The organism is Methanobrevibacter sp. V14 (assembly GCF_963082475.1).
Classification (GTDB): domain Archaea; phylum Methanobacteriota; class Methanobacteria; order Methanobacteriales; family Methanobacteriaceae; genus Methanocatella.
The window spans coordinates 325,134-338,702 of the sequence record NZ_CAUJAM010000006.1 but is presented as its reverse complement, the minus strand read 5'-3'; the positions used below and the strand labels follow the sequence as shown (position 1 = coordinate 338,702).

Sequence of the window (13,569 nt, the reverse complement as noted above, 5' to 3'; positions counted from 1 at the left end):
TATTGATTTTGTCTAAAATACTTTAAAACATTAAAAACCAAATATTATTTGGATAATATCCCAAATTATAGAAATTGAACCCATATTTGAATACTTAAAGAGTAATAATTAGCTTATTTGATGATTCTATAAAAATCAAATGAAAACATTTAAATAATATTAAAACATAACTAACAAACGATATGAAGTAAAATTTATATCTATGGTGAACGTCAAACATTTTATAATCTCCAAAATGTTTAGAATATATTTCATTATAGGAAGTATAAACACTACTACTTCCCACTCCCCATTCTACTCTTAAAAACTGAATTAAAACCATACCCAGTTGAAAAATCCTACAAAATATTTTATGAAAAACTCATTTTTAAATAACAAATTGAGTTCTGATTTCCAAAAATATTATTTTTGAAAAGTATGCCTAAACAAAGTAATAACAATTTAAAATGAATATTGGAAAATCAAATAAAAACATTTATATATTATCAAAATATAACTAATAAACGATATGAATAAAAATTCATATCTATGATGAACGTCAGTCAAATATTTTATAATCTCCAAAATGACTAAATGAATCGAGGAAGTAGAAAATGACATCTACTTCCACTCCCCCTTTATTTTTAAAAATTAAACATCATCAAGTATTTTTGGGTCAGCACCAGCAATTTCTACCATATATTCAGCTTCAACAATATGAAGCTTTGAAGGAATTACAATGCAATGTAGCGGACCTCCAAAATCAAAATCCCTCAGTTCCTTAATTTTACCTGCACGAACAACAACGTCCCGAGAGCCTACACGAGCAATACCCATAGCTAAAGTATCTTCAGTAATTAAACCTTCTCTTTCTAAATCATCATGAATGCTCATCAAATACTCTAAACCTTCATTGACTGTCATGTACCTGTCGTTATGAGCTTGAATATCAAGTAAAACTAAAGTGTGTAAATCCATTTTAAGATTTTCCTCAATAGCTTCATAAGGAGATTTTGGATAGAAATTATAGTCTGGAAAGGGAATTGTAGTGACTTTACCGAATTTATATCCTTGAAGACCTGAAATAGCTGGTGCAGATGATAAAATTGATGATCCATGAATTACTTCAAAATCAATTCCTTTTTTTGAGCATTGCACTAAAAAATCACTATGGGTTGTTGCAATTAGGGGATCTCCTCCTGTAATTAAAGCAACATCAGATGTTTTAGCCTCATCCATAAATTTATGTTCTTCTTCAACTTCTCCCCTAACTAAAATTTCAATTTTTTGACCTATTAGCTCTTCAATAGCTTCAAAACTTGAGCCGAATAATCGTGATGTGAAAAATTCGGCATATATTTTATCAACATTCCTCAAACATTCTAATCCTTTAAGAGATATATCCTTCTCATCAAATAATCCCAAACCCACTAAATAAAACATATACATTATATATGTACAAAAATATATAAAACTTTTACAATCACTCATTCCAATACTTACAATTCTTTCATTAATATAATTATTATCACAACCCTCAATAGCATCTGACACAATTCATCAGTTGATAATCGATGCTAATATGTCATTTTCAATTATTGTCTGAAACCGCATATGCACAGTTTAAAAAAACAAAAAAGATTAAAATACATAATTTATTAAAATTCTTTAAGGAAACATCCCCATTTTTATTTGAATTAAAATTTAATTCATTTATTCCATTATACATATATAATAATTTAAACATAATAACTCTTATGAAATGTGTAAAAGTTCCATTAAGACAATTAAATGACACCCGTATAAAACTAATGGAAAAAGGTCTAATGAGCATGGAGTATAGAATAAAATCACAGGATGACTTTGGATATATTCCAATAACTGAAGACATTAGCAATTATGAAATTGTTGATATGGATTTAGAGCCAATACAAAAAGTTCCACACAATTTTTCCCAATTGCTTGAAGGAGAGCTATCACATGAAGAAATTGAGAATTTGAGAACCTCATTTGATACGATTGGAGATATTGTTATTTTAGAAATTCCTGATGAATTAGCAGATAGAAAACAGCTCATTGGAGATGCGGCTTTAAAATTTACAAAAAGAAAAACAGTCTATATGAAAAAAAGCGCAATTAAAGGAACCACAAGAGTACGGGATTTGGAATTTTTATCTGGAAATGATGATTCAATAACAATTCATAAAGAGCATGGCGCTAGGCTAAAATTAGATGTTCGTGAAGTTTATTTCTCACCTAGGCTTGCAACTGAAAGAAAACGAGTGATGGAAAGTGTTGAAAATGGTGAAAAGATATTAGATATGTTTTGCGGGATTGGGCCTTTTCCTATTGTTATTGCAAAAAACAAAAATGTTAATATAACTGCAGTAGATATCAATAAAGATGCCATTTATTATTTGGATGAAAATATCAAGTTAAATAAATTAAAAGGTAGCATAACTACTTACTGCGGAGATATAAGGGAAGTTAGCAAAAATTTAAAAACACCATTTGATAGAATTATTATGAACTTGCCCGGCCTTGCCTATACTTTCCTTGATGTTAGTGTCAATTTAATTAAAGACGGAGGAATAATTAATTATTATGAATTTTCTGATTCATATGAACAGGGAATAAAACGTCTGGAAAATGCTTGCTGTGAAGTTGGAAAAGAAGTTGAAATAGTCAATACCCGTAAAGTCAAATCAACAAGCCCCGGTGAGTGGCATATAGCTATTGATGGAAAAATAACTTCAAAAAAATTAAAGAAGAAAGAAATGAAAGTTTCTTAAACTAGAATTGGATTCTGTTACTCGTCCACTCATCATCATCATTGAATGCACTGAATTTCTTTTCGTCTTCAAGATACTGTTCTATATCCCTATATAATTTAACTCTGAAAATATCTGGATAAGCTATATATAACATGTCCCCATTTTCTGAAGTTTCCTTTACATAAGTTTCTTCGAATTCGACAATTGACTCGTCTTCTTTATTAAAATGATGAACCTCGTTAGCGCATAATATTTTGAAATGCACAAAATCATCTTTCAATAACTCAGTTACCAAATCCTTAATTAAAGGAGGATACACCTTCCTTTTCCACGTTTAATCTCCATATTATCCCTCACAGATCATTTAACAAGTCATAATTTCTAAATATTATTACAAAAAGTAACTTTTAATCAAATATTTGATTTTATTAATAGAGATTAATCAAATGTTATATAAATATTTAAATTTTATTGTTTAAATAGTTATGAACGTTAGCTAAAATTAATTTTAGTATTCTTATTTTTCAGTCTTTAGGCTTTGAAAGAATATTGCATGTTTTTTATTTAAATTTCAGCTATAAAGTGATTAATAAAAAGAGAAAAATTATTGTCTAAATTGGATTGATGATTCCTTTTTCGGTAATGATGCCTGTGATTAATTCTTTTGGAGTTATATCAAATGCAGGATTAATTACTTCAGTATTTTCAGGACAAATTCTTGCTCCACCATAATATCTAACTTCATCTCCATCTCTTTCTTCGATAATAGTATCATAAATTGAAATTTCATTATCAAATGTAGAATATGGAGCCGCCACATAAAATGGAATGTCATGATGTTTTGCAGCTAATGCAACCATAAACGAACCCACTTTATTTACAACACCGCCGCGAGCAATCCTATCAGCGCCGATGACAACTTTATCAATTTTTCCCTGTGACATCAGATATCCTGAAGCTACATCCGGAATTAATTTTACAGGAATATTTTCTTGCTGCATTTCCCAAACACTAAGGCTTGCACCTTGACCACGCGGACGAGTTTCATCACAAATTACATTAATATTTTTTCCAGCATCATGTGCCGCTCTAAATACTCCTAAAGCAGTTCCATAATCAACGCATGCTAAAGCTCCTGCATTACAATGAGTTAAAATAGTATCTCCATCATTAATAATTTCAGCACCAAATTTGCCAATGGCTCTGTTTGTGGCCATATCCTCCTCATACATTTTTAATGCTTCAGACAGCACATCTTTACTGTGCAATACCCTATCAACTGCCCAAAATAAATTAACCGCCGTTGGTCTTGCGGATTTAATCTCATCAGCTGCTTTATCTAGATCAACGCCATGAATATCTGCAAGTGCCATTCCAAAAGCAGCGGCCACCCCAATTACAGGAGCGCCACGTACAGTCATATTTTTAATTGCCACAATAACATCCTGATAATTATCACAATACATTTGAGTTAACTCATCTGGAAGTTTTCTTTGATCAATAAGTTTTAATTTATTGTCTTCCCATTCAAGTGTTTTCATTTTAACAACCTATTTTAAAAAAAAAGTATAAATACGAAAAGCATAATTAAGTGTTAGTTTCTAATTTGTTATGCAAATGCATAGATTGTTTATAATTATGCTTCCCATTTAATATCCAAAATGGATTGAATAGAGAGGTATATTAAATACACCTAATTAATAATTTTCATATTCTCATTTATAAATTTTTACAAACAACCATTGAAAAAGCCTTTAATTTAGGAGTTCCTAAATAATTAAGCGCTTTCAGTCATGATAGGTACTACTTGTTTTTTACGTGAAACAACACCTTCCAACAATACGGTATTATTGTCAAGTTTCACATTATACGCTTTTTCAACTAACTCTGCATTTTTACCTAATGCGATAACTTGAGAATTGCTATTTACAATATCAGTAATCAAAAGCATGAATAAATCAAGATTTTCCTTATCTATTACCTTATTAATGCCTTCTTCCAAATCATCCTTCATCGCCATTACATCATTAATATCTGCAGTATTAACTTGATTTACAATTGATTTGACATTTTTAAAATCAATTTGTTTTGCATCGAGAGCTAAAATTTCATCAATTGTGAAGCTACTCAAATCAGTGCCTGCTTTAAGCATTTCTAAACCATACTCTTCAGCATCGACTTCAGCAATTTTAGCAAGTTTTTCAACAGCAATTTTATCATCTTCAGTAGTTGTTGGAGATTTTAGAAGTAAAGTGTCTGAAATAATAGCAGACAACATCAAGGTAGCTATTTCTTTTGAGATTTCAACTTCATTTTCTTCATATAATTTAAATAAAATAGTTTCAGTACAACCTACAGGTTCAAATCTTAAGAACAATGGATATGAAGTAGCTAATGCTAATTTATGATGATCAACAACTTTTAAGATATTTGCATTTTCTAAATTATCAACTGATTCCGCTGGAGAGTTATGGTCAACCAATATGACATTTGCCCCATCTACAACATCGTCTAAAAGTTCAGGCGCATCAATGTCTAAAAAATTTAAGATAAATTCCGTTTCCTTATTAATATTTCCTAATCTATACGCTTTAGCGTCAGTATTACCTAATTCATTTTCTAAGTTAGCCATGACAATACTTGATGTTATGGAATCACTATCCGGACTTTTATGTCCAAAAACGTAAGTTTTAACCATCTTATTACTACTCCTCTAATTCAATAATATTAACTTTAATATTACTTATTAATTTTTCTTCTTTATCAATATTTAATATTGCCACAGAAGCTTTGGAGTCAATAGGTTTATTTAAACTTCCAGGATTAACTAAACACATATTATTAGTAAATTTAAAATGTGGTTTGTGGGTGTGACCGGTAATTACAATGTCCGCCCCTTGTGATTTGCCAAATTCATATAATTTCTCATAATTATCTGAAAGGTCCATACCATGATTTAAAGCTATTTTAAAATTATTCACGATTATAATTTCAGTTAAATTTAAATCAAGACTATCTGCATTACCTTTAACCGCAATAACTGGAGCGATTGTACTCAATTCATTCAGTACTTTTTGTTGAGTTACATCTCCTGCATGGAGGATTAAATCTACACCTTTAAAATGTTTGCTTACATTTTCAAGAATTTCAATATTCTCTTCACCAACATGGGTATCTGAAACAATTCCGATTTTAGTCATATATTAAACTCCTTTTAAAATAATTTTTAATGTTTAATATTATGTAAATAATACATTAAAAATATTTAGGTAAATCTAAAAAAAAATAAATAAAAAAAGCATTTAGTAATGACTTTGGGGAGTCATTCCTAAATGATGGTCTTCGCTTTTCTTACCCGGAATTCCATAAGCATCCGCCCTACATTGAGTGCATGCTCTAAACACTGGTATAATTTCTTCAACTTCTTCTCTGACTTTTTCCATCATAGAACAGTCTGGACGTTGATAATGTTTCATTTTACCTAATGGAATCAATGGTAAAACATTCATTAAAGCAGCACCACGTTTTTTAACTTCTTTAGCTATTTCAACAATGTGTTCGTCGTTTAATCCAGGAATTAAAACAGAATTGACTTTAACAACCATTCCATTAGCCGCTGCTTTTTCAACACCATCCAATTGATTTTTGATTAAAATTTTAACGGCATCATATCCTTTGTAAACTTTTCCTTCATATTTAATGAATGAATAAATATCTACAGCAATATCCGGATTAATTGCATTAATAGTAACAGTGACAGAATTAACTCCAATTTCTGCAAGTTTATCTGCATATTTTGGAAGCAATAATCCATTTGTACTCATACATTTAATTAAATCTGGTTGTTCTGCTGCCAATTTTTCAAAAAACTCAAATGTTTCCTCATTAGCCAGTGAATCTCCAGGTCCAGCAACACCTACAACTGAAATTGGACCATCTGCAGTTACATCATTAATATGAGTTATTGCATCATCAGGCTTCATTATACAACTAGCTACACCAGGCCTATCTTCCTCATTATTAATATCTCTTGTACAGAAGTTGCAAAAGATATTGCACTTTGGTGCAACTGGTACATGTGCTCTTCCGACTTTATCATGCATTTTTTCATTAAAACATGGATGTGCTTTTGTTATATGTGCAAATCTTGAACCATTGTGTTCATTCATATACTACCCCTCCTTAAACATAACTTCTGTTAATTTGTATTGATACGAACAAATATATAAATCTTTCTACATACCCTTATTTAATTCATCGATATATTCTTGAGCTTTTTCAATCCATGCATCTTTAATTAATTCATCAGTTGATACAACAGCTACAATATCTCCACTGGATAAGTCTTTAATGATTTTGAAACCTTCCGGCAATATTCTAAAGACAGCATCGTAAATACGCCTTTGTAAATTAGAGTGAGGATTATCAATGACCATAGTTTTCAAATCTGTGAAATCCCCTTTGATTTCAAGCTGATACCTATTTGGTTGATAAATTTCATCTCTAGAAAATTTTTTCCATAACTCCTTCAGGATATTTGGAAGATAGTTCTCATCATCAACAAGAATTCTAGTAACATCTGATTCTTTATCATAAAGTAAATTAGCTACATCCTCAAATTTAATAATAGTTGAAGTTTTCCTCATTTTAATAGCCAAGATAAACACCGGATCATCAGGATTAACATAAGCTTTTAAATCTTCTACAGAAGCACCTAAAACTAAATCTTGAAAGATTTGTTTTATGATGATTTCATAAACTTCTGCACCACGCTCATCATAACATTCAACTAACATCGAATCAATCCTTTAAAATTATTTATCATCATTTCTATGACCCATTCCAGATACTAAAAGAGCTGAACCTACAGCACCAATATGTTGGGAGTATTCCGGAACAATTACTTCAATTCCACCTAAAGTCTCACTTACTGCTTCAACAAGACCTGAAATTAAACTAGTTCCCCCTACCTGAATCAATGGTTCACGAATATCAATTTCTTGAAGCTGTTGTTCGTAAACTTGTTCAGATACAGAGTGACAAGCAGCTGCCGCCACATCTGATTTTAAACCCCCTGCAGCAAGTGTAGTAACAAGGTCCTGAATACCAAATACAATACAGTAAGAGTTTAACATTGCTTTTCTCCAATCACCTTTAACAGCCAAAGGTCCGAGTTCGGTAATATCAACATCTAACCTACGGGAAGTCATATCTAAAAATCTACCAGATGCTCCAGCACAGATACCTCCCATAGTAAAGTTATCAGGAATACCATTATTAACAGTAATTACCTTGTTATCCATACCACCAATATCCAAAACAGTAGCTTCACCTCTTTGACAATCTGCAAGATATACCGCACCTTTAGCATTGACAGATAACTCTTCTTGAACAAGTTCCGCTCCGAATTTTTGACCCATTGTGAATCTGCCATAACCAGTAGTTCCAATACCTTCAATATCATCCCACTTGTAATCAGTTTCACTAAATGCCTCTGCTGCAGCGGTTTCAGCTGATTCGATAATATCTTTAGTAGCTGTCCAACCAGTTCCAATAACTTGGTTGTTTTCCATAAGAACGGCTTTTGTAGTAGTTGAACCTGAGTCCAAACCAAGAGTAAGTCCTTCTTGTTTTTCACGAGCAAGAATACTTCTGCGAGTTACAGTAGTGGCTAATGCTTCCATACGGATGAATAATTCATCTGCTTTAGTTCTTTCAGTGAATGAATAAGTAACTACTGGAATACGTGTATTTCTTTGTATAAATCTTCTTATTTCATTCCTGACTAATGCTCCTTCAGCACATCTAAAACAAGTTGCAATAAATACTGCATCAGGTTTGCATCTGCCTTCAACAATAGCCATAGCTCTTGCAATCATTAATTTTAAACTTGAACTTTGAGCTGAAAATCCAAATTTTTCATAAGATTCATCAATATAATCTAAATCAATTTCTGGAAGAATAATTTCAGCACCGAACTTATTTGCTGCTTTTTCAATCTCCTTTTGAACACCACTATACTCTGTTCCACATGAAACTAATGCTATTTTAACCATTTATTCTTCCTCCTTAACAGTCCCTTCAAGTGAATCCACAAACTCATTGATTTTATTTACCATTAAATAAGTTTCATCTTGATTTGTAGGATAAGTTAATTCTAAAACTGGAATTCCCTTATTTCTAAGTAAAAATATTGATAATTCATTAGTTCTTGCACAGCCAATGCACCCAAAGCCATAAGGGGCATTATCAACTATGATAGCCGCTTCAGCTTCATCTATAAGTGGTCCAATAATAGACATTCTTCCACGAACGCCTGAAGGAACTTCGATAGCTGCATACCTAAGACCTTTAATTGGATCGTCTTCTGTAATATTCATTGGTGGAGAATCAATCTCCGGATCTTTTATTTTTTGTCTAATTTGTTTTTGTAAAACTAAAGGAGTGTGACCTCTCCTTTCAAGTAAATCTGCTAAAATTAATGAATTTGGAGGATATATTCCGATTTTAACCATAATTACACCTACTCTTCTTTATCTAAACATTCATTCATGATTTTTTTAAATTCATCAACACTAATTGGTTTTTTCTCCTCTATTTCAACTTCTTTAGGATTTTCTAAAGCGTTAGAAACAAAACCAAGTATTCTGTACTCCTTTTCCATTTGGTGGAAACCTTCTCTAGGTCCAAATCTGTGACCTCTACAACGTCTAGGGTCACCTGGAGCAAATCCTCTTTCTTTTGTAAAAATATGATGTGGGTCGAGTTTTTTAATCTCTTCAATGGCCTTATAAACATGTTCACTTTTTCCACTAATCATAGATCCATAGCATGTATTTTTTATTGTAAGTGGCAGGCCAAGCATATGAAATGCAGTTACAACTTCCTGTTCACTTACATGAGCTCCCGGACCAATAAAAATCATACGAGTGATTACATCAGGATCCCAATCTTCTGTACCCAAATCAGGACTCATGGTTAGATTCTGTGACATACACTACAACTCCTTCATTTAATTGTTCAATATAATCATAATCAGAAGTAATATCTCCAATTATATTTGTTGATTCGAAATTCTCCGCAGTTGGGCCAAAATCATAATTATCTTCAAATCTAATACCAATTAAACCGGCATTTTTTGAAGCCATGTTTGAAATTCCAATTTGACCCCTTATTACCTTCTCAACAGGATTGTTTTCAGGAACTAAACCTTTAGCTAATTTCTTATCACCTTCAAAGATAACAATATGCATTCCAGGTACTGCAAAGTGAACTTTAATTTGACCAACTGGATTTTCTAAAAGACCTGACATGAATTTAAAGTACCTTACAGATCTTGGCGCATTTTCGTTAAATTTGATAGTACATAAATCTTCTTTATTAACTGCTTTAGTTATTACCTTGCCTTCTCTTAAAATATCAATTGTATGCTTTGGAGTTTGTTCAACAATGATGGCATTATCATCCACAATTCCATCAATCATATGCTCAACACCAACGGCAGATAACATTTCGCTAGCTTCACGTTGAGTTTTATTTAATAACATCAATCTTTGTTGTTCAGATTTAACTGTTATGAAGTCATTTTCCTTTGCAATATCAATAATCTCCATACCATTTACAATTTGACCAACAGTAGTGTGATTTGGAGTCAATACTCTATTTGCACGATAAATATATAATCTCCCAACACCAACACCAGTATTTCTAACCGTAATAGTTCCTCTACTTCTTAAAGTATTATCCTCTTTAGGTTTTTCGATTCCTGCAAGTTCATAAAAACCTACAAATGATTCACTATCGTATGAAACTTTTATTCTACCATCCTTAATAAGCGAGAATAAATGTTCGACACATACAGGAGAGTCTTCATTAATATTAAATGAAATATAAGTATATAATTCATTACCTTCTTCTAAAACAGTGTTTAAATCAGATACTGAAGCACTATCAGTAGTTGTGCTTCTTTCGATAACCGGTTCAATACCAGTTACTTTATCATCATCTGTCAAATTATCCAATGTTTTTTTACCACCAATAATATGGGCAAAAATACCCTTATTGTATTGAGGTACACTGTAGACATTTGTAGTATTCTCTTTAAGCATTATTAAATGAGTTGACTCATTACTAAAACTAGATAAACTTAAAACAACATCTCCTTCAAAATATTTATACTCATCAGAAGTGGGTTCTAAATCAGTTACAATAGGACCAATAGCAACCTCAGTTGGAGTTGACCATCTTATATCTAAATCGACAAATTCCCCATATTGATTTTTCCACACATCAACCAGAGGTTTGGCCTCATCAGATTCGTCTAATTGAATAATTATTGAACCCTTGTTTGTTTTAATTTTATACTTGCTAATATTTTTTTCCAGCTCTTTTTTACCTTTAATTAAGCAAATAATACTTCCTGGAGTATAAGGAGCATTTGTTTCATCAATGACATCTTGAATTGTTGAAGCATCTGCTACATCAACCTCTTCTCCATTAATTTTAACTAACATACAATCACTTATATAATTATTTGAAACAAAAAGAGACGGAAACGATATTATTTTAAAAAAAAACTACATTGAGAAATACAATAATAACCACCAAATCCAAATGCATTTATATGAGATAAAATTATTTACAGATAAACAGCAAATCTATTCCATAAAATGCATTACTTACTTATGATTTAGTATTTATGAAAATAAGGATTATACTTCAATATTGCAAAAAATAAAAGAATCGAAGCTATTTTTTAGCTTCAATAACTGTTATTCCATTCATGTAAGGGACTAACACTTCAGGAATTTTAACAGAACCATCAGCTTGTTGATAGTTTTCTAAAATACAACACATGGTTCTTTCAGTAGCAATAGCTGTACTGTTTAGAGTGTGTAGTATTTGAGCATCCCCAGAACCTGCTCTTCCAAAACGTGTTTTGGTTTTACGAGCTTGATAATCTTTACAATTAGTGCAGGACACTAATTCACGAAACGATTTAGAACCTGGGAACCAAGCTTCTAAATCGTATTTAATAGCTGCATTGTCATTTAAAGCAGACGATACAATAGTTATAACTTGATATGGAAGGCCTAATTTTTGATAAATCCTTTCAGTCACTTCCATTAAGTGATCATGCTGATTTCTTGAATCTTCAGGAGTTGAATAAATGAATTGTTCAATTTTTTCAAATTGATGAACTCTGAAGATTCCTAAAGTATCTTTCCCATGAGAACCTGCTTCTTTTCTAAAACAAGTTGATAGGGCACAGTATCTAAGTGGTAAATCATTAGGGGAGATAATTTCATCTCTGTGAAGTGCTGCTAGAGTTTGTTCTGCAGTTGCAATCAAATACATGTCTTCATTTTCTACTTTGTATAAGGTTTCTTCAAATTCGCCTAATTCAGAAGTTTCAGCTGCGACTTCACCTTTTACAAAGAATGGTGTTTGCATTGGAATATAACCTTCACTTTCAAGCTCTGAAAGTGCAAATTGAATTAAAGCTAAGTTTAAATGTAGGATGTCTCTTTTCAAGTAATAAAATCTTGCTCCAGCAATACTTGCTGCGGTTTCAAGGTCGGCACCATCAATTCTATTAATTAAATCCACATGATTTAAAGGTTCGAAATCAAATTCCTTAATATCCCCATGGGTTCTAACTACCTCATTATCATCTTCGGTGTCTGAAATTGGAACATCATCATCAATTATGTTTCCTACTTTGTATCTAAAATCATCACGAAGTTTAAGGCATTCAGCATCTTTTACAGTAAGCTCCTTGATTTCAGCTGCAACTTCTTTTGACCTCTTAATTACCTCATCTAAATTACCTTCCTCTTTTGCTTTTTTAAATGATTTTGATAATTTATTTTTTTCAGACCTAAGGGAATTAAGTTTTCTTTCACCTTCCCTCCATAAAGTATCATATTCTATTACTTTTTCAACATTTTCAGTATCTCTAAATCTCTTCTTTTCAGAGTCTATAATCAATTCGGGATTTTCTCTGAATAATTTTATATCTAACAATATTTTGTCCCCTAAAATATTTTATACAAATATAATTTTGATTCTTTTGTTTTTTAAACTTAATGCTAAAATGTCTCTTTCAAAAACTTGTGTGATTTCACTTTGATAAATTTTTCATTAAAAACATTTTCCGGATATTTAGAGGCATTCTTATAATTTAATACTAATAAATCGCTTATTGTGAAATAAATTAAGCGCATATTAATCAAAAAATAATCTATCATACAAGTTTTCAGACCCTTAATATAAACTTACTCTTGATAAAAAGAAATTGTGTTAAGAAATGCTTAATAATGATTTAAATAGTTATCATTCAAAGAAAGAAAAAAGAATTAAAAAAGGTTTCTTTTATAACAATTTTTCTTCCCATTCTTTAACTTTAAAACCAACTAAGACAAAGTCATCTCCAACAATGATCGGTCTTTTAACAAGCATTCCATCAGTTGCAAGTAAATCAAATTGTTCTTGTTCGGACATATCTGGAAGGCTATCTTTAAGCTTTAATTCACGATATTTCATGCCGCTAGTGTTGAAAAATCTTTTAAGTGGCAGACCTGATTTTTTCCACCAAATTTCGATTTCATCTGATTGCGGATTATCTTCAACAATGTGTCTTGAGTCATATTCAATATTGTGCTCATCTAACCATTTTTTAGCTTTACGGCAAGTTGAACATTTAGGGTATTGTACAAATAATACTTTGATTATCTCATGCTTTTTCGTTACCATGATTAATAATATGAGTATACTATTAAAAATAATTAATGTGACAGTATGGTTTAATAATATC

The 13,569-nt window shown here is 31.2% G+C and carries 14 protein-coding genes; 1 reads left to right on the top strand and 13 read right to left on the bottom strand.

Features of this window, described 5'->3' with window-relative positions:
* Window positions 1-630: 630 nt before the first annotated feature.
* Window positions 631-1,422, bottom strand: a complete 792-nt coding sequence (gene dph5 / locus Q9968_RS03705; RefSeq protein WP_305513568.1) for a diphthine synthase — start codon at window positions 1,420-1,422, stop codon at window positions 631-633.
* Window positions 1,423-1,736: 314 nt separating this feature from the next.
* On the opposite strand from dph5, the gene Q9968_RS03700 reads away from it, so the two are divergent.
* Window positions 1,737-2,771, top strand: coding sequence for a class I SAM-dependent methyltransferase family protein (locus tag Q9968_RS03700; protein WP_305513566.1), 1,035 nt, complete (start codon window positions 1,737-1,739; stop codon window positions 2,769-2,771).
* Between the two features lies 1 nt (window position 2,772).
* On the opposite strand, the gene Q9968_RS03695 is transcribed toward Q9968_RS03700, so the two are convergent.
* From Q9968_RS03695 to Q9968_RS03640, 12 genes are all read right to left on the bottom strand, one after another.
* Entirely contained in the window at window positions 2,773-3,033 is a 261-nt protein-coding gene (locus tag Q9968_RS03695; protein WP_305513565.1) for a hypothetical protein, read from the bottom strand.
* A gap of 331 nt (window positions 3,034-3,364) precedes the next feature.
* Entirely contained in the window at window positions 3,365-4,294 is a 930-nt protein-coding gene (mtnA, locus tag Q9968_RS03690; RefSeq protein WP_305513563.1) for an S-methyl-5-thioribose-1-phosphate isomerase, read from the bottom strand.
* 236 nt (window positions 4,295-4,530) lie between these two features.
* Window positions 4,531-5,451, bottom strand: coding sequence for a manganese-dependent inorganic pyrophosphatase (locus Q9968_RS03685; RefSeq protein WP_305513561.1), 921 nt, complete (start codon window positions 5,449-5,451; stop codon window positions 4,531-4,533).
* A 7-nt stretch (window positions 5,452-5,458) separates the two neighbouring features.
* The gene (locus Q9968_RS03680) at window positions 5,459-5,953 is read right to left on the bottom strand and encodes a metallophosphoesterase (protein WP_305513560.1); all 495 of its coding nucleotides are present in this window, start codon (window positions 5,951-5,953) and stop codon (window positions 5,459-5,461) included.
* A gap of 102 nt (window positions 5,954-6,055) precedes the next feature.
* Window positions 6,056-6,922 carry a radical SAM protein gene (locus Q9968_RS03675; protein ID WP_305513558.1) on the bottom strand — a complete coding sequence of 289 codons (867 nt, stop codon included), beginning with the start codon at window positions 6,920-6,922 and terminating at the stop codon, window positions 6,056-6,058.
* Window positions 6,923-6,988: 66 nt separating this feature from the next.
* Complete coding sequence (locus Q9968_RS03670; RefSeq protein ID WP_305513556.1) at window positions 6,989-7,549, bottom strand: methanogenesis marker 17 protein; 561 nt, start codon at window positions 7,547-7,549, stop codon at window positions 6,989-6,991.
* Between the two features lie 18 nt (window positions 7,550-7,567).
* Window positions 7,568-8,809, bottom strand: coding sequence for a methanogenesis marker 15 protein (locus Q9968_RS03665; RefSeq protein WP_305513554.1), 1,242 nt, complete (start codon window positions 8,807-8,809; stop codon window positions 7,568-7,570).
* On the bottom strand, window positions 8,810-9,268 hold the full coding sequence (locus Q9968_RS03660; protein WP_305513552.1) for a methanogenesis marker 5 protein: 459 nt from the start codon (window positions 9,266-9,268) through the stop codon (window positions 8,810-8,812).
* Window positions 9,269-9,276: 8 nt separating this feature from the next.
* The gene (locus tag Q9968_RS03655) at window positions 9,277-9,747 is read right to left on the bottom strand and encodes a methanogenesis marker 6 protein (protein WP_305513551.1); all 471 of its coding nucleotides are present in this window, start codon (window positions 9,745-9,747) and stop codon (window positions 9,277-9,279) included.
* Entirely contained in the window at window positions 9,719-11,266 is a 1,548-nt protein-coding gene (locus tag Q9968_RS03650) for a methanogenesis marker 3 protein (RefSeq protein WP_305513549.1), read from the bottom strand. Before Q9968_RS03650 ends, Q9968_RS03655 begins: the two co-directional genes overlap by 29 nt.
* Before the next feature lie 235 nt (window positions 11,267-11,501).
* Window positions 11,502-12,779 (bottom strand): serine--tRNA ligase, encoded by a 1,278-nt coding sequence (serS, locus tag Q9968_RS03645; RefSeq protein ID WP_305513547.1) that lies wholly within the window; start codon window positions 12,777-12,779, stop codon window positions 11,502-11,504.
* A 348-nt stretch (window positions 12,780-13,127) separates the two neighbouring features.
* Entirely contained in the window at window positions 13,128-13,508 is a 381-nt protein-coding gene (locus tag Q9968_RS03640) for an arsenate reductase family protein (protein ID WP_305513546.1), read from the bottom strand.
* Window positions 13,509-13,569 lie beyond the last annotated feature (61 nt).